18 protein-coding genes, 1 tRNA gene, 1 pseudogene and 1 riboswitch are annotated in these 16,639 nt (G+C 63.0%); of the genes and pseudogenes, 6 read left to right on the top strand and 14 right to left on the bottom strand.

The window, feature by feature from the left end:
- Positions 1-58: 58 nt before the first annotated feature.
- From NKJ20_RS02120 to cobD, 3 genes and pseudogenes are all read right to left on the bottom strand, one after another.
- Positions 59-1,273: pseudogene (locus NKJ20_RS02120) on the bottom strand (serine hydrolase domain-containing protein).
- Between the two features lie 59 nt (positions 1,274-1,332).
- Positions 1,333-1,836, bottom strand: coding sequence for a tyrosine phosphatase family protein (locus NKJ20_RS02125; protein ID WP_352742316.1), 504 nt, complete (start codon positions 1,834-1,836; stop codon positions 1,333-1,335).
- On the bottom strand, positions 1,833-2,891 hold the full coding sequence (gene cobD / locus NKJ20_RS02130; RefSeq protein WP_352587595.1) for a threonine-phosphate decarboxylase CobD: 1,059 nt from the start codon (positions 2,889-2,891) through the stop codon (positions 1,833-1,835). The genes NKJ20_RS02125 and cobD overlap by 4 nt, the downstream gene beginning before the upstream one ends.
- Between cobD and cbiB the strand changes: the two genes are divergently transcribed.
- The gene (gene cbiB, locus NKJ20_RS02135) at positions 2,890-3,861 is read left to right on the top strand and encodes an adenosylcobinamide-phosphate synthase CbiB (protein ID WP_352742318.1); all 972 of its coding nucleotides are present in this window, start codon (positions 2,890-2,892) and stop codon (positions 3,859-3,861) included. The genes cobD and cbiB overlap by 2 nt on opposite strands.
- 27 nt (positions 3,862-3,888) lie before the next feature.
- On the opposite strand, the gene NKJ20_RS02140 is transcribed toward cbiB, so the two are convergent.
- The 5 genes from NKJ20_RS02140 to NKJ20_RS02160 form a co-directional block, all read right to left on the bottom strand.
- Complete coding sequence (locus tag NKJ20_RS02140) at positions 3,889-4,203, bottom strand: hypothetical protein (RefSeq protein ID WP_051406122.1); 315 nt, start codon at positions 4,201-4,203, stop codon at positions 3,889-3,891.
- Positions 4,204-4,679: 476 nt separating this feature from the next.
- Positions 4,680-5,312: a cob(I)yrinic acid a,c-diamide adenosyltransferase gene (cobO, locus tag NKJ20_RS02145; RefSeq protein WP_352742319.1), complete on the bottom strand. Its 633-nt coding sequence runs from the start codon at positions 5,310-5,312 to the stop codon at positions 4,680-4,682.
- A gap of 1 nt (position 5,313) precedes the next feature.
- Positions 5,314-5,835 (bottom strand): bifunctional adenosylcobinamide kinase/adenosylcobinamide-phosphate guanylyltransferase, encoded by a 522-nt coding sequence (cobU, locus tag NKJ20_RS02150; RefSeq protein ID WP_352742321.1) that lies wholly within the window; start codon positions 5,833-5,835, stop codon positions 5,314-5,316.
- Positions 5,828-6,610, bottom strand: a complete 783-nt coding sequence (locus NKJ20_RS02155; protein WP_352742323.1) for a CbtA family protein — start codon at positions 6,608-6,610, stop codon at positions 5,828-5,830. Before NKJ20_RS02155 ends, cobU begins: the two co-directional genes overlap by 8 nt.
- Before the next feature lie 15 nt (positions 6,611-6,625).
- The gene (locus tag NKJ20_RS02160) at positions 6,626-6,805 is read right to left on the bottom strand and encodes a CbtB domain-containing protein (RefSeq protein WP_023676561.1); all 180 of its coding nucleotides are present in this window, start codon (positions 6,803-6,805) and stop codon (positions 6,626-6,628) included.
- A 36-nt stretch (positions 6,806-6,841) separates the two neighbouring features.
- Positions 6,842-7,038, bottom strand: a riboswitch (cobalamin riboswitch).
- A 349-nt stretch (positions 7,039-7,387) separates the two neighbouring features.
- Between NKJ20_RS02160 and NKJ20_RS02165 the strand changes: the two genes are divergently transcribed.
- The 3 genes from NKJ20_RS02165 (at position 7,388) to NKJ20_RS02175 (ending at position 9,295) form a co-directional block, all read left to right on the top strand.
- On the top strand, positions 7,388-7,555 hold the full coding sequence (locus NKJ20_RS02165) for an SRPBCC family protein (protein WP_352742519.1): 168 nt from the start codon (positions 7,388-7,390) through the stop codon (positions 7,553-7,555).
- Between the two features lie 218 nt (positions 7,556-7,773).
- Positions 7,774-8,772 carry a heparan-alpha-glucosaminide N-acetyltransferase gene (locus NKJ20_RS02170; protein ID WP_352742325.1) on the top strand — a complete coding sequence of 333 codons (999 nt, stop codon included), beginning with the start codon at positions 7,774-7,776 and terminating at the stop codon, positions 8,770-8,772.
- Between the two features lie 16 nt (positions 8,773-8,788).
- Positions 8,789-9,295 (top strand): methyltransferase family protein, encoded by a 507-nt coding sequence (locus NKJ20_RS02175; RefSeq protein WP_352449971.1) that lies wholly within the window; start codon positions 8,789-8,791, stop codon positions 9,293-9,295.
- A gap of 19 nt (positions 9,296-9,314) precedes the next feature.
- Here the strand turns inward: NKJ20_RS02175 and NKJ20_RS02180 are convergent, their stop codons facing one another.
- The 4 genes from NKJ20_RS02180 to NKJ20_RS02195 all read right to left on the bottom strand — a co-directional run bounded on the left by NKJ20_RS02180 (position 9,315) and on the right by NKJ20_RS02195 (position 12,385).
- Positions 9,315-9,701: a MerR family transcriptional regulator gene (locus tag NKJ20_RS02180; RefSeq protein ID WP_023676566.1), complete on the bottom strand. Its 387-nt coding sequence runs from the start codon at positions 9,699-9,701 to the stop codon at positions 9,315-9,317.
- Positions 9,702-9,841: 140 nt separating this feature from the next.
- A complete protein-coding gene (gene mgtE, locus NKJ20_RS02185) occupies positions 9,842-11,239 on the bottom strand; it encodes a magnesium transporter (RefSeq protein ID WP_502894836.1) in 1,398 nt (465 codons plus the stop codon).
- A gap of 349 nt (positions 11,240-11,588) precedes the next feature.
- A complete protein-coding gene (locus NKJ20_RS02190; RefSeq protein ID WP_352742328.1) occupies positions 11,589-12,071 on the bottom strand; it encodes an SRPBCC family protein in 483 nt (160 codons plus the stop codon).
- On the bottom strand, positions 12,068-12,385 hold the full coding sequence (locus tag NKJ20_RS02195; RefSeq protein WP_352449974.1) for an ArsR/SmtB family transcription factor: 318 nt from the start codon (positions 12,383-12,385) through the stop codon (positions 12,068-12,070). The genes NKJ20_RS02190 and NKJ20_RS02195 overlap by 4 nt, the downstream gene beginning before the upstream one ends.
- Before the next feature lie 346 nt (positions 12,386-12,731).
- Between NKJ20_RS02195 and NKJ20_RS02200 the strand changes: the two genes are divergently transcribed.
- Positions 12,732-13,643, top strand: coding sequence for a phosphatase PAP2 family protein (locus NKJ20_RS02200; protein ID WP_352470453.1), 912 nt, complete (start codon positions 12,732-12,734; stop codon positions 13,641-13,643).
- A 347-nt stretch (positions 13,644-13,990) separates the two neighbouring features.
- On the opposite strand, the gene NKJ20_RS02205 is transcribed toward NKJ20_RS02200, so the two are convergent.
- Both NKJ20_RS02205 and NKJ20_RS02215 read right to left on the bottom strand, forming a co-directional pair.
- On the bottom strand, positions 13,991-15,058 hold the full coding sequence (locus NKJ20_RS02205; protein WP_352742330.1) for a cyclic nucleotide-gated potassium channel: 1,068 nt from the start codon (positions 15,056-15,058) through the stop codon (positions 13,991-13,993).
- A 472-nt stretch (positions 15,059-15,530) separates the two neighbouring features.
- Positions 15,531-15,615 (bottom strand) — tRNA-Leu (locus NKJ20_RS02215).
- Positions 15,616-15,790: 175 nt separating this feature from the next.
- On the opposite strand from NKJ20_RS02215, the gene lipB reads away from it, so the two are divergent.
- Complete coding sequence (lipB, locus tag NKJ20_RS02220; RefSeq protein ID WP_352450002.1) at positions 15,791-16,534, top strand: lipoyl(octanoyl) transferase LipB; 744 nt, start codon at positions 15,791-15,793, stop codon at positions 16,532-16,534.
- The last annotated feature ends 105 nt before the right edge of the window (positions 16,535-16,639 follow it).

The following is a 16,639-nucleotide window of genomic DNA, read 5'->3' on the forward strand; positions in this document are numbered from 1 at the left end:
GATCCCACCAGCTCAGGCCTCGCTCACGAGGGGCGATTCCATTCGCGCGCGAGGATCCTCACTTCACCTCTTGAAGCGGCGACACCGTGTAGATTTCGTCCAGTATCTTCACCATCAAGGTGTTGGCGGTCGCCTGGCCGTCGAGCGCGAGAGTCAGGTTGGTCCATATGACCAGGGTGACATCATTGGCCGGATCGTAGCCCATGAAGGACTGGTAACCGGGCATCTCGCCTTCGTGATAGTAGATTTCGTTAGGCCCGAAGGTCAGCGTTAGGATGCCATAGCCGTATTTTTGCATGGCGGGTTCGCCCGGCTCCGGCGCCTCAGGGCTTGCAAGCCACTGCCGCTGGAAGTCGGCATTGAAGAGCTTGCCCCCGACCAGCGCGCGCATCCAGGTCGCGAGGTCATCCGCGGTGGAGATGACTCCGCCAGCCGCAAATTAGGCGGACGGGTTCTGCCATGTGTCGTCGTTGGGCTTGAGCGTTCCCGCCCTGGCCGCAGCCTGGAGGTCGTCCGGATAGGGCGCATCAGCCAGGGCGTACGAAGTACTGCCGTAGAGATAGCCGTTTGAGTATGGCTCGGGGATGGCGTTCGACGTGCTCGGCGGCAAAGCGGTGTTCTTCATGCCGAGCGGCCCGAACAGGCGGTCCCGGAAGATGGTCGAGAGCGGCTTGCCGTCGATCTTCTCGGCAACAAGGCCGAGCAGATAGTAGTTGGTGTTGTTGTACTCGAATTCGGCACCCGGCGCGAAGTCCGGCGGCCGTTTGAACGCCATGCCGAGTACTTCATCAGCGGTCCATACCCTGTAAGGATACTTGTCCAGGCTTTCGGCAAGTTCCGGCGCATTGGTGAAGTTAGGGAGGCCGCTCCGCATTGTTATGAGCTGCCGAATGGTTATCTCGTCGCCGTTGGGAACGCGCTGGACGTATTTCGAGATCAGATCGGCGAAGCTCAGTTTCCCTTCCTGCACCAGTTGCACGATGACAGCGGCGGTCATCGTCTTGGTGTTCGAGGCCGCACGGAAGTGGGTATCGGCGCGCGGCGGGTTCGTGGCACCCAGTTCAGTCGTACCGTAGCCGAAGACGAGGTTGCCCCGCGGAGTCTTGAGCAAAACCATGGCACCGGGCAGCATAAGTTCCTTGGCCAAACCCTCGACAGTGGCTTGGAGCGCTGCCAGGTCGATCGACTTGAGAGCCGGCATGGACGCGGCCATGGCGCTGCCTGTCGCGCAGACCACGCCAACAACCATGGCCAAAATTCTCCCGATCATCATTCGCCCCTTGGCCGTGTGCTAGAACTCCTGCGCACTTTTCCTGGAATTTGTTTTTAGGCTCAGATTTTCAATTCGAACGGCGTGCCTTCGAAAGCATCCGCGCCGCGCCCGATCGCCTGGATCGCTTCGATCATCCGGCCTCTGCGATCGAGCAGTGCGTCGGCAATTGCGATCAGCCGAGGATTGGGTGTCGCCGTGGGCGACAGCGCGCGCAGCGTCTCGGCCAACTCGGCCTCGTCGCGCTTCGGCGCCAGCGCTGCCGCGATGATGTAGGCCGAGGCGGTCGAGCGGCTGATGCCGGCATAGCAATGCACCACCAGCGGCCGCGAGCGATTCCATTGCCGTGCGAAATCGAGCAGGTTCAGAACATGCTCCTCGCCCGGCATCGTCATGCCCTCTTGCGCCACCGCAATGTCATGCATGACCAGATGCAGATGGTTTTCCCTGGTGATCGAGGCCGGTCGCATCACCTCCGTTCCGGCGGCAAGCAGCGAAAGCAGCCGGCCGGCCCCGGTCTTCGTTACCGTTTCCTCGACTTTGGACAGCGAGCAGACATGGATCATTGGGTCGTTTCTCCCTTGGCATTATCGTCGCGCCGCGAGGCCCAGCCGGCAAGTGCGGATTCGAGCCGCCGCCATTCTTCGTCGGCTCCCGGCAGGCCGGCGCGCAGCACATCCGGACGATCGGCGAAATGCCGAAGCAGGATGCCGCGCTGGCCAAGCGCCGAAAACAGGCCGGCAGCGTTCGCCAGCCTGATATAGCGGAACAGCGCGGTGCCACCGGCGACAGGCACGCCGAAGCGGCCGAACAGCGTATCGAGCCGTGCGGCATCCTCGGCCAGACGGCGCCGCATCCCGGCCTGCCAGCCGGTATCGGCAAGCGCCCTTATGCCATATTCGAGCGCCGGCCCGGCAACCGCCCATGGCCCGAATTGCGCCTCCAGCCGCTCGACCGTCAGCGCATCGGCCAGTGCAAAGCCAAGCCGCAGGCCGGCCAGGCCGAAGAACTTGCCGAACGAACGCAGCACGACGATGCCGCCCTGGTCGACGTCGCCGGCCAGGCTTTCGCTGCGCGGGCCGACATCCATGAAAGCCTCGTCGACCACCAGCAGCCCACCTCTGGCTCGTAATGTCCCGGCAAGTCGAAGCAATCTTTCGCGCTCGACGACACGCCCGTCCGGGTTGTTGGGGTTGACGACGACGGCAAGGTCGGCCGCCGCCAGGGCTTCGAAATCATCGACTTCAGCCGCCGCATGGCCGGCGATCGCCGCTGCCCGCCGATGCTCGGCATAAGTCGGCCCGAGCACCAGCGCCGTGCCCGGGCTGACCAGGGAAGCGACGCGCGGCAACAAGATCTGCGTGCCGGGCGCCGCTGCGACATTCGCCGCCGACGGGGCGCCATAGGCGCTTGCCGCGCGTTCAGCCAAGTCGCGGCCGCGCGCTGTTTCCGGCAATCGCGACAGGGCGGTGGCGGGCAAATCGAAAAGCGGGTAGGAGTGCGGATTAATCCCGGTCGAGAGGTCGACGAAAGGCAGCGGCGCGTGAGGGAAAAGCGCCCTCGCCCGGCCAAGGCTTCCGCCGTGGTCCACTGCCGCCGTCACTCCATCAAGAGCCTTCATGCCGATCCTGATCACTTTCCTGTCGCTGGCCATCGAACTTGTACTCGGCTACCCGGCCCGGCTCTTCGATGCCATTGGCCATCCCGTCACCTGGTTCGGCAGGCTGATATCCTTTCTCGACCGCAGGCTCAACCGCGCCACTGATTCCGACGCCCACCGTCGCGGCTGGGGCGTCGTCACGCTGCTGGTGATCGTGCTGGTGCCGGCCGCCCTCGCCCTCTGGCTCGAAACCTTGCTTTGGAGCATTCCCCTCGGCTTGTTGGTTACCGCAATCCTGGCGACGTCGCTGCTGTCGCAGAAGAGCCTGGCCGAGCATGTCGAAGCCGTCGCCGACGCCCTCGACAGCGGCGGACTGGACATGGGCCGCATTGCCGTCTCGCGGATCGTCGGTCGCGACCCGGAAAAGCTCGACAGGGCCGCTGTCTGCCGCGCCGCGATCGAAAGCCTGGCCGAGAATTTCTCCGACGGCGTCGTCGCTCCGGCCTTCTGGCTCGGTATCGGCGGGCTCGCCGGCGGCGTCGCCTACAAGGCCGCCAACACCGCCGATTCGATGATCGGCCATCGCACCCCGCGCCACGAAGCCTTCGGCTGGGCGGCTGCGCGCTTCGACGATTGGATCAATCTGCCGGCGTCGCGGCTGACGGCGCTGCTGATCGTACTCGCCGCTTTTCTGGTCAAGGGCGCCGACGCCAACGGCGCCTGGCACGCCGTGCGGCGCGATGCGAAAAAACACCGCTCGCCCAATGCCGGCTGGCCGGAAGCAGCGATGGCCGGCGCGCTCGGCCTGGCGCTCGCCGGCCCCCGTTCCTATGACGGCGTCATGGTCGAAGACGCATTGATGGGCGAAGGCGGCCGGCGCGATGATGTCGAGAGCACCGACATCCGACGGGCGCTGAAACTCTACCGGATCGCCGACTTTCTGCTGATCGCGCTGTTCGGCGTGATCGCGGTGATCGTCATCGCCGCGTGAACGTCCGAATGGGTCGGAAAACCCGACCTACCAGGTAACACGGACTTCCTTTGCGCTCGGATCGGCTTCCACGCCAAACCTTTTGATCGCGTACCCACCGGCAGCTACGGGAGAAGATTTCAATAAGGGTTCGACTACGACAAAAAGTCGTTCAGCGTTTGGCCCATACATGTAGAGGATGCATTCGCCTTCACCAAACAAGTCACCGTCAAACTCGCCGACCGATGCATCCTCGATAGCTTTCTCTAGCCGATTCTCGAGCGCATAAATGGATTCGCGTTCGTCAGCGGCACCAAACTGACCATCATTGAGAATAAGATAGACGATTACCGCCTGGTCCACGAACAATCTCCAGCTTCGCAAGCGACCAGAACTCTATCCCTGACATCCGGCGGCACTGAAACTCTACCGGATCGCCGACTTTCTGCTGATCGCACTGTTTGGGGTAATCTCGACGGTCGTAATTCTGTTGTGATCTTCGCCCGATCCCAGGCGAAACAAAAAACCCACCATGCGGCGGGTCGTTGGAGCCAATCAGCACCATACCGAAGTTACTAGCATAGCTGCCGGCACAAAGCAAGAACAAAATAGGGCGCCTTCAGCCTTGAAGGTTCGCAGCTTAGTTCCAGCTTGGGTTTCTCGCCCCACGAAAGTGGGGAGAGGTGGCTCGGCGAAGCCGAGACGGAGAGGGGAACCGCGCTCTACTAAAGCCCCCTCTCCGGCCGCTTCGCGGCCACCTCTCCCCCGCTTCGCGGCGGGCGAGGAACCCAAATCTTGAGAGGTCGAGACACCGCGCCTCTGCCTCCCCAGCAACCCCCTCAGAACTCGATCCCCTGCTGCGCCTTCACGCCGGCGGAGAAGTGGTGCTTGGTCACGCCCATCTCGGTGACCAGATCGGCCGCCTCGACCAATACCGGTTTGGCGTTGCGGCCGGTGACGACGACATGCAGGCCTTCGCGACGCGCCTTCAACGCCGCGACCACTTTTTCGAGATCGAGGTAGTCGTAGCGCAGCGCGATGTTCAGCTCGTCGAGCACCACGAGGCTGATCGACGGCTCGGCCATCAGCTCGAGCGCCTTCGCCCAGGCGGCCTCGGCCGCCGCGATATCGCGTTTCAGGTCCTGCGTTTCCCAGGTAAAGCCCTCGCCCATGGCGTGCCAGACGACGCGATCGCCAAAACTAGCAAACGCGTCCTTCTCGCCGGTGTGCCACTTGCCCTTGATGAACTGGACGACGCCGACGCGCTTGCCATAGCCGAGCATCCTGAGCGCCAGCCCAAAGGCGGCCGTGGTCTTGCCCTTGCCCGGTCCGGTGTTGACGATCAGCAGCCCCTTCTCGACCGTCTTGGCCGCGACCTCGGCGTCCTGCACCGCCTTGCGCTTGGCCATCTTGGCGCGGTGGCGTTCCTCGTCCCCCTGTTCAATGGTCTTGAGATCGATAATATCAGCCATGTCATTTCACCTTGAGCGGCAGCCCCGCCACCATCAAAAGCACGGTGCTGGCAACAGCCGCGACATCCTGATTCAACCGACCGGCGGCGTCGCGAAACCGTCTTGCCAGCGCATTGTCCGGCACGATGCCCTGGCCGACCTCGTTGGACACCACGAACCACGGCCCACGCGGCCGCGACAACACATCGGCCAGCCTCCGGCATTCGGCCTCGACATCATGGTCGGCCAGCATATGGTTGGTCAGCCACAGCGTCAGGCAGTCGATCAGCACCGGCTGGCCGTCAGGCAGCGCTCCGATCGCGCCGGCAAGGTCGAGCGGCGCATCGATGGTCGTCCAGCCGGCGCCGCGCCGCGAGCGGTGCAGCGCGATGCGCTGGCGCATCTCCTCGTCATAGGCTTGCGCGGTGGCAATATAGCTCCACGGCGCCGGACAGGCCGTTACCAGCCTCTCGGCATGGGCGGGCGTCGCGGCGCGCCCACCGCCGATGACCAGGGTCAGTGCCCCGGCAGCGCGGTCAGGCAAAGCTGTCGCGCAGGCTGGTCGCCGTGCCCGTGAAGCGTCCGCGCACCACGCCGACGACCGCGCCGAGCACCAGCCAGAACACCAGATTGGTCAGCGTCACCGCCACCACGAACTGGTGGTGCAGGCCTTCCGGGATGGCCGTTTCGAAGCTATCGGGCTGCGGCGCGCCGACGATATGCGGCGCAACGATCAACGCCACGGCAAGAGCCACCAGCGGCAGCGATCTGCGGAAGACGATAAGGCCGAGACCGGCCGCTGTCGCCAGCACTGTTGCCCACCACCAGATCTGGCGTTGGACAAGGTCGGCCGCCGGCATCGCCGGCAGTTCCGGCGGCAGGCCGAGGCCCGGCGCCAGCGTGAACGCGGCAAAGCCGGCCAGCCCCCAGAACAGGCCCTGGCGCCAATTGCCGATGCCGCCGGCGAATTCCGAAACCGCAACCAGGACCAGCGCAAAGCCGATGCCGGTGACGATATTGGCAACGACGCTGAAGCCGAAGCGTTCGAAAACGTCCGCCGGCGCCCAGCCTTCGTCTTCCGCCGGAGCCATTGCTTCAGCCGGTGCCGGCGCGGCGCTGCTCATAGCCGTCGTGCCTGCGGCGTTTTCGGCCGGTGCCGCAGGTGCCGCGGCATGGTCATGGCCGCCGCCGGCCTGTTCGTAGACTTCCGCCTTTAGGATGAGCGGCACCGTGGCATAGGCTTGCATGCAGGCGAGAGCCACGCCGGCCACAAGCCCTGCGATCGCCGCGATGAACACGACGTTGCGAAACAGTGTCATGATGTCAGCCCCTTGTTAGTGGCAGGGAAAGCCCATCGAATGGCGATAGTCGTGCGCGGCATTGTGGACCGCATCGATATGCGAGAAGCCGACAAAGCCCATGACGAAAATGCCGAGGAATGCAGCAAGCGCCAGTTGCATGAGACGCGACTGCGAGGAGGCGGAAGCGCCGAGCGAAACGGAAGCGGTATTCATGTCTTGTCCTTTCGCCCTCCACCCGAGGGCATAGAAGTCAGTTTCCTGTCGCCGGCAGGTCTCCTGGCTCGCGGATCAGCGCCCTTCCCCACCTTCCCGAAGGCGAACCTTCAGTGGCATATGGAGAGGACTACCGCACACAGTTGCGGGGGCAGCCACGGCATTGGGCAAACAACTTGCCCTCACCGCATTCCCTCTTGGTTCCAAACGGAACCGACGACATCAGCGACTATAGGCAGAATCGCCGCGCCCGGCAAACCAAATTCCGCCGGATCGTGTGGCGAATGCGCCGCCTCGCCAAGCCGGTCGGCCGGCGCCGCGATTGACAATTTTCGCAGCCGGGTGTCGGCTGGCGGATGGGGAGGAAGCTGGCATGCAACCCAGCCCGAATGAGCGCGGTCCCTACAACGGCCTGATGCGGGCCGAGCCGACGCTGCCGTCATCAGCCTGTTGGGACATCGCGGCCTATCAGCGCGATCTCGAGGCCATCTGGTATCGCAACTGGCTGCTCGTCTGCCGCGAGGCGAAGCGCTCGCCGATCCGGCCGCGGATATCGACAACATCGTCGCCTTCGGTACCCAGGTGCTGGAGGAGGATGCTGTTATCTGCGAGGTCAACCAGATGGGCCTGCGCTCGATGCGCCACAAGGCCGGCGTACTGATGCCCGAGGAATACGACTTGCACCGCTTCCACAACTGGGTGCGCGAGCGCCATGCGGCGCTCGCACATCAAAGCGATTTGGGCAGATAGCGCCAGGTGACGAAGCCGCAGGCCGCCGCCAGCAGGCCGAGTGTCGCGAAAACCGCGCCCAGTCCGAAAAACGCCAGCACGCCGGCCAAAGGCTTTCCGGCTCTGGCCTAAAGCAGCTCTGATGCCGACCGGTACCAACGCGACGCAAGGCCCTGCTTCTTTTGACGGTGGCAACCGTGATAGTCGTCTTGCCGGGGCTGAACCAGGACAGCGAGACCATGAGCATCGACACGCCGAGCGCAGCCGTTCAGGATCAACCGAAGTCGAAGCGCATCGCCGCTATCGACATTGCACGCGGCATCGCTTTGCTTGCCATGGCGAGCTATCATTTCACCTGGGACCTCGAATTCTTCGGCTACACCGATCCCGGCCTCACCGCCTTCGGCTGGTGGAAAATCTACGCGCGCTGCATCGCCTCGAGCTTCCTGTTCCTGGTCGGCATCAGCCTCTATCTCGCCCATGGCAAGAAAATCCGCTGGACCGGCTTCTGGAAGCGCTTCGCCACGGTTGCCGGCGCAGCGCTCGCAATATCGCTGGTCACCCGCATCGCCACGCCCGACGGCTTCATCTTCTTCGGCATATTGCACGAGATCGCGCTCGCCAGCCTGCTCGGCCTGGCGTTCCTGCGCCTGCCGGCGCTACTGACGCTTGCCGTGGCAGCCCTCGCCATTGCCGCGCCTTTCTACCTGCGATCTGAGCTTTTCGATCATCCGGCTTTGTGGTGGGTCGGCCTGTCGGCGACCAACCCGCGCTCCAACGACTACGTTCCACTGCTGCCCTGGTTCGGCGCCGTACTTGCCGGCATCGCGGTTACCAAGCTCGCCGCCACCTCCGGCGCGCTGACGCGGCTGTCGGCCTTGGCGCCTGGCCGCTGGGCAAATCCGCTGGTCTTCATCGGCCGGCACAGCCTTGCCTTCTATTTGATCCATCAGCCGGTGCTGATCGGCTCGGTCTGGCTGTTTTCGCAATTCATGCCGGCGCAGGCCGAAACCAGGGAGGTGCGTTTTCTGAAATCCTGCCAGATATCCTGCGAGCAGGCACGCGACACCGAGTTCTGCTCCAGCTATTGTGCCTGCATGCTGGACACTCTCCAGGGCGAAGCCTCGCTTGACCGGCTCTACAGCAACGACCAGTCCCCGGAGTGGAAGGCGCATATTGGCGAGCTCGCCGGCACCTGCACCGCCCAAACCGAGGCGGCGGAACCGGGAACGCGCTAATCGAGGGAGGACAATAATGAGCGACAGTCACCCGAAACCCGTGCAGCAAAATCCTGGGCAGCCGAAGCTGGGGCACATCCCATGGCCGCCGCTGATCTATGTCGCCGCCATCATCGTCAGCGTCGCGCTAGGGCTGTTCTACCCGCTGCCGTGGATCGGCGATCTTCTCGGCGACATCCTGTTCGCCGCCGGCCTTGTGGGGTTGGTGGCGGTTGCCGCGCTCTGGTTCACGGCAATCCGCACCATGATCCGCGCCAAGACGACGCTCAACCCGAACGGCGTGCCTGACCATCTGGTGACCACCGGACCCTTCGCCGTCAGCCGCAACCCGATCTACCTCGCCAACACGCTGCTGCTGGTCAGCCTCGCCTTTGTCACTGGGATCGCCTGGTTCCTGCCGCTGGCAGTCATCGCGGCGTTCCTGACGCAGAAGCTGACGATCGAGAGCGAGGAGAAGGTGCTGACGGCCAAATTCGGCAAGAAATACCGGGACTACGCCAAAAGGGTGCGGCGCTGGATTTGAGCCGGCGCTGACGCCACGCTCATGTGGTGACGCCGAGTTCCACCAGCCGCTCGACGCAGGATTCCTCGGCTTGGTCGAGCTCTGCCAGGGTCTCTTCGAGGTCGCGGCGTTTCTGGCGAAGATCCTCGCGCTTTTCCTCGATGCGCTTGATCATCAGCTTGAGCTGGCCTACCTCGCCGGGCGGCTCCCTGTACATCTGGATGATCTCACGGATCTCGTTGATCGAGAAGCCGAGCCTTTTTCCCCGCATGATCTGGCGGATGAGATGACGGTCCGATGGGCGGAACAGCCGGGTGCGGCCGCGTCTTACCGGCTGCACCAGCCCTTCGTCCTCATAGAAGCGCAACGTCCGCGTCGACACGTCGAATTCGCGGGTCAGCTCCGTGATCGAATAATATTCCCGCATCGTCACTCCAATGCCCCCGGCCACGCCGCGAGTTCCAACTGGCCGGCGCCGCCGGTGCCCAGGCGCGTACCAGAATCGGCGGACAAGGCACCTTTCAAAGCCTCGCATGGCATTTACGTAAAAGTCAATTGAGGTGACGTTCAGCGCACGCCGAACCACCATGTGGCGAGCCCGAGAAAGGCAAAGAACCCGACGACATCGGTGACCGTGGTGACGAAAACCGCCGAAGCCACAGCCGGATCGATCTTGAAGCGGTCGAGCAGCAGCGGGATAAGGATGCCCGCCAGAGCCGCCACGAACATATTGATGATCATCGCAGCCGCAATGATGCCGCCGAGATTGCGATCGTGGAACCAGGCAGCAGCGACGAGGCCGATCAGGATGGCAAAGATGATGCCGTTGATGAAGCCCACCCCGATTTCGCGGCGGATGATGCGGCCGGCATTGTAGATGTCGAGGTCCCTGGTCGCCAGCGCCCGCACCGTGACCGTCATGGTCTGCGAGCCGGCATTGCCGCCCATGCCGGCGACGATCGGCATCAGCACCGCCAGCGCCACGATATGCTCGATGGTGCGGTCGAACAGGCCGATCACCGAGGCCGCCAGGAAAGCCGTCAAAAGATTGACCAGCAGCCACGGCACGCGCGAGCGCGAGGTCGAAAAGATGCTGTCCGAGAGTTCTTCGTCGCCGACGCCGCCCATGCGCAGCAGATCTTCCTCGGCCTCCTGCTGGATGACGTCGACGACGTCGTCGATGGTCAGCACGCCGACCAGCCGCTCGTTCTCGTCGACGACGGCGGCGGACAGAAGATCGTATTGTTCGAATTCGCGTGCCGCCTCCTCCTGGTCCATGGTGGCCGGGATGGCATGCCTGGTCTCATGCATGACCTCTTCGACCTTGACCGAGCGCTTGGTACGCAGGATCTGGTCGAGGTCGATGGCGCCGAGCAACTTGAAGCTCGGATCGATGACGAAGATCTGGCTGAAACGGTCGGGAAGATTGTTGTCCTCGCGCATGTAGTCGATGGTCTGGCCGATCGTCCAGAACGGCGGCACCGCGACGAACTCGGTCTGCATGCGGCGGCCGGCGGTCTCTTCGGGATAGTCGAGCGAACGCCGCAGCCTGATCCGCTCGGTGAACGGCAGCCGCGACAGGATCTCGTCCTGGTCCTCCTGGTCGAGGTCCTCGAGAATGTAAACGGCGTCGTCGGAATCGAGCTCCTGCACCGCCTGGGCGATCTGCGCATTGGGCAGACTGTCGACGATGTCGCGGCGGATCGCCTCGTCAACCTCGGTCAGCGCGGAAAAATCGAAATCCTTGCCCAGCAATTCGACCAGCGCGCGTCGCTGTTCCGGGTGCAGGGCCTCGAGCAGGTGGCCGAGTTCCGACTGGTGCAGATCGTCGACTTCGCGCTTCAGCGTCAGTGTATCGCGATCGGCGATCGCGGCACCGATCTGGGCGAGGAACGACGACAGGATGACGCCGTCCTCGTCATAGATGTCGGCGCGGCGCTCCTCGGCCGCCCTGGCGCCGGTCATCTGTTCGTCCTGGCCTTCCACCAGCGCCTCCCGCCATCGGATTTCCGGATAAGGTGCCTGTCAGGTCTAACGCATGACCCTGACAATCGGAATCGATTTTGCGAAAGGACCATGCACAACGACAAATTGCTACAGCGCCGTTCGCGCGTCCAAACGACGCGGCGCATACCGGATGGTAGGAGGAGAGGACGTTCTACAAACCTGCGGCGCTGCAAACCTTCGCGGCGGCAGGTAAAGGGCAGCGTATCTCCCCGACCCGGTCAACCAGATGGGCAGATCGACACTGATTCAAAACGGCGAGGCCGACAGTGCGAGGGCCTCGCTGGTATTGGACTGGAAGGCTTCCCGATCAGGCGGCGTGGCGCTTGGCCTCAGCCGCATAGCGGTCCAGGAGACCGCTCCAGCCACCCTCGGATTCGAAGGCCTCGCGCATCGCCTCTGCGGTTTCGCCCATGTTCTCCAGAAGCCTGTGCTCGAGTTCCACACGCGTCGCGTTCTCGCCAAACGCGACAAAGCGGATCTCGACTTCGGTCAGCAATGCCGGATCGTAGCGCCAGCCGGCTCCAATGCGCCAGGCGAGCGTCAGCCTTGACGGCGGATCCCAGGCGAGAACCTCGCCCCAATCGCATTGTGACCCATCCTCGCCGATCTCGTACCAGCGGCCGCCGGCTTTCGGTTCGATCACCGCGGTCGTCAGGGCGGATTTGCCGATCGAGTGCGAAGCCGGCCACCAGCGCCCGAATCCTGTGGTGAACATATCGAATGCCTTGTCGAGCGGCACCTCCACCGTCACCGACTTCCTGACCGGCGCGGGCTTGATCATGGTCGTCATTTCCTGTTCTCCTTGCTGTTGTCGACTTCCCGTTTGAAGGCGTCGAGCGCATCGCCCCACATGCGGTCGAGCCAGGCACGCATCTCGCCGAGCCCATGCGGGTCGAGATGATAGATGTTGCTGGCACCTTTCGGCTCTGCGCGGACCAGCCGGGCTTCCTTCAAGACCTTGAGGTGCTGCGATACCGCCGGCTGCGAGACCGGAAGCACTCGCGTCAGATCTATGACCGAGCGTGGCCGATCGGCGATGAGCTCGAACACCTTGCGGCGCGTCGGATCGGCCAAGGCCACCATTCCTGCATAATCATAAATCATGACTTATGATAAGCTAAAACTTATGATAAGTCAACCGAGGGCGTGGCGGGCCCGTGTTCAAGCCACCGGCCGGCTCGGCCCCGAGGCTCCGGGGCAATTCCTTCACGCGGGGGCATGGACAGCGATGCGGATGCAAGACTGCTCAGGGAATCGATCCACCGCATGCGGGCCGGCCGGCAAATGTCGACCACCGGCGAAAAGTAAACCTGGCAGCAAGGTTTTTACCTTACCGGTGTATGTGTCTCTCCGGCGAAACGTTAAGAACAGGTAAATTGGTTTGGCCCTAACCACGGAAGCCTCTCGCTACAGGCCCTCCGCCATATGGCAATTGCGCCTCTCCTTGTTCATGGCGACATACGTTTTAGGCGCATCTGCATTATATCCAGAAATATTCTATACGTCCGCCTTAATCTATTCTCACAAGTTTCTTGTTGGCATTCCGGTGTTGTTTATCGGCGGCGTCTGCTGTGCCGCGCTAATCCATGGCCGGCGGCAACCGGTTCGCTACGCACTGGATTTGGTTCAAGGGCGCTGGCGCGGTTGTCTGCTGGTGCTGCTGTTCTTCTTTGCCAGCTTGACCGCGTTCTCTACCTACAAGATCGCCATCCCGTCCGTCGTCCCATACTATGCCGACAACTGGTTGGCCGACGCTGATGAATGGCTGCACGGGATGCCGCCATGGGAGATCGTCCATAAGCTCGACAGCAACAATTGGTCGTTCGTCGTCTTCAACAGCTATGAAGTCATTTGGTTTTACCAGTGGTTCGGCGCCATCCTTTTCGTGTCGCTCTGGTCGGACGAGATTGCCCGCATCCGCTATCTCTGCGCAGCAGCGCTGACGTTGTCCGTCCTCGGAACGGTCTTGGCCGTGGCGCTGGCATCGGTCGGACCGGTTTACTACCACCACTTTGTCGGCGTGGATCGCTTCCACGGATTGAATGTGGCCTTGGACAGGCTGGACCATAGTTACATGGTGCGGGAACCCGCGGCATATCTCCTGATGGCTTACCAAAGCGGCCGGCCAAGTCTTGGCGGCGGCATCTCGGCCATGCCAAGCATGCATGTCGCCTTTGCCGCATTGAACGCCTATTTGCTGTCATCGATCAATCGCTGGCTTGGCGTTCTGGGTTGGACCTTTGCAGCCCTGATCCTGTACGGATCGGTGTTCACCGGCTGGCACTATGCCGTGGACGGCTACGCATCGATCGTTGTTGTATCGGTGATCTGGTGGGCGACCGGACGCCTGGTGCGCGAATAGTTATGTGCGCTTGTCGATAGAGGCCATGCCCGCCGATGGCCACTTCGCATAAGCCAAACTCGCGACCGCAATCAGGCAAAAGCACGTGCCCCGACAAGGACGCCCCCTGCCGTGCTCGAATTCAACGGGCAAGAGATTCCGCTTTCGAATTTAATGGTGCGGTCGAGATGCAGCGTCGCAACGCCTCCCGCGTTGATTTTAAAGCATTTTTCCACGATTCCGTGGCGATTTGTATTGAGGGTGGTTCGGCAGCGGCACAGCATGTAGTTCCAGCCAGCCACCATCGGCAGGCAATTGGCCGCCTTGGCATCGCATCCTCCTCCTGAGGAACACCTAGTCTCATACGGTCAACCGTTAGGCGCCGCGCCGCGCCGCTCGAGCGCGGTCTTGCGGATGGTTTCTGCGATCTCCGGGCTGCTGCTGCACAGCATCTGGAAATCCGCCGAGTGTAGCGACAGGAGTGAGACCACCGTTGTGGCGCTGACGGTCGCCGAGCGCGGTTCGCCGGTGATCAGCGCCATCTCGCCGAAGAAGGCGCCAGGGCCCAGATCCACCGGGTTCGGCGTCGCGACGCTGACGCGCCCCTCCACGACGAAGAACATCTGATCACCGGTCTCGCCATTGCGGCAGATCACAGCGCCCGCCGGCACGATGCGAGGTCGTAATGCGCGCACGATCTCGACTAGTGTGGCCGGGCCGAGCTTCTGAAACAACGGCACGGCGGCGACCAATTGCCAATTGCGGACGAAATCCTCGCGACGGACTTCTTGATAAAAGCCGGTGGCAAGAATGCCAGCCCAGAGCGCGAAGATGCCGATGCCACTCATCATGACCGCCCCGGCAAGGACGCGGCCGGCGAAGCTTTCCGGAATAGCGTCGCCATAGCCGGTGGTGGACAGCGTGACCACCGCCCACCACATTGCCTGGGGGATGCTGCCGAACTTTTGCGGTTGGACGTCGCGCTCGATGACATAGGCTGCGAGCGCAAAACCGAAAAGAACGATGCCGAAGACCGTGGCGACGCCGATCAGGTTGCGTGCTTCGTTGGTCAGGATTCTGCCCAGCAGCGGGAAGAAAGTTGAATCGCGCAGCGGTTTCAGCAGCCAGACAGCACAGTAGAGGCTCCGGTCGGGCGTGCCGACGAGCAGAAATGCGGCGAGTGGAACCAAAACCGCGAGCACATCAATGGCGATTGCCGGCGTCCTGTCCCGAACGTCTCCCGCCCGGCGCTTGAGCAGCTTCTCGGCCAATTCCAGGAGATAGACGCCCCAAATGACCGCGAGCACGGCAGCCAAAGCCAGTCTGCTTCGTCCGGACAGGTCCGGTGTCGTGAGCGTAGCCACCGCCACAAGCCCAGTCGCAGCCAGCACCGCGTTGAGCAGCGCGTAAATTCTTAAGAAAGGCAGTACCGACATTCTATGCCCACGAGCGGATACTACCCTCCAGAATAGGAGCCTTCAAGGCAAGCGCAAAGGTGCTAATTCGATATGGAGATTACCGGGCCACCCTTGGTCGTCGCTGGACCATAGGCCATGAACCATCCGATCAGGGTCGAGATCGAGCTGCCCCTCGAACCACACCCAGCGCCGGCTCGTTCTCGGTTGGACCTTTGCAGCCCTGATCCCGCACGGATCGGTGTTCACTGGCTGGCACTATGCCGTGGACGGCTACGCATCGATCATTGTTGTGTCGGTGATCTGGTGGGCGACCGGACGCCTGGTGCGCGAATAATCATGTGCGCCTATCGATAGATGGCCATGCCCGCCGATGGCCTCTTCGCATGGGCAAAACTCGCGATCGTAATCAGGCAAAGGGCACGTGCCCCGACAAGGACGCTCCCCGCCGTGCTCGAATTCAACGGGTTAGAGGTTCCGCTTTCGAATTTGATGGTGCGGTCGAGAAGACTCGAACTTCCACGGGTTGCCCCACAGCGACCTCAACGCTGCGCGTCTACCAATTCCGCCACGACCGCACGTGGTAGGAGCCGGAACCAACCGGCCCGCGGCGTGTAGCAAATCGTTTCCGGTGAAACAAGTGCGCGGCCAGCAATAATCGGCCGGACATCGGCATAACTGTTCAAGGGCCGAACGTGCCGGAACTGGACGTTTGTACCGATTGCCGCCATATGAGTGGCGAGACGAGATATCATGACAGAACGCAGCCAGATCGCCACGTCGTTCCTGCCCTTGCCCGGCTCGGCGCCGGTCGAATGGCGCATCGAGCCCGGGCTCACCGCCTATCCCGATGCGCTCGCCGTGATGGAGGCGCGCGCCGAGGCAATCCGCAGCGGCGCCGCCGGCGAGATGGTCTGGCTGGTCGAGCACCCGCCGCTCTACACCGCCGGCACCAGCGCCCGCATCGAGGACCTGATCGAGCCGGACCGTTTCCCGGTCTTTGCCGCCGGGCGTGGCGGCGAATACACCTATCATGGGCCGGGCCAGCGCGTCGCCTACGTCATGCTCGACCTGAAGCGGCGGCGCGAGGACGTCCGCGCCTTCGTCGCCGCGCTCGAACAATGGATCATCGGCTCGCTGGCCGCCTTCAACGTACGCGGCGAACGCCGCGAGGACCGCGTCGGCGTCTGGGTGGTTCGGCCGGACCGCCCCGCTTTGCCCGACGGCTCGGCGGCCGAGGACAAGATCGCCGCCATCGGCATCAGGCTGAGGCGCTGGGTGAGCTTTCACGGCATCGCCATCAATGTCGAGCCGGACCTTAGCCATTTCAGCGGCATCGTGCCGTGCGGCGTCCAGGATCACGGCGTCACCAGCCTTGTCGACCTCGGCCTTCCCGTGACCATGGCCGACCTCGACCTGGCGCTGAAATCTGCTTTCGAGGACGTGTTCGGGCCCGCCGCGGTGTCGCCTGTCGAAGTATCCCGCAAGGCCGGTTGAAACACTCGCCCAATGCCTGCGCCACTATGCGAAGGCGGCCCCTCGCTCATCAGCATCGAGCCCGCCCTTGAGCTCAATCCTCACATCGCGCCGATCCAGATTGCC

The organism is Mesorhizobium sp. M0185 (assembly GCF_040322175.1).
GTDB lineage: Bacteria > Pseudomonadota > Alphaproteobacteria > Rhizobiales > Rhizobiaceae > Mesorhizobium.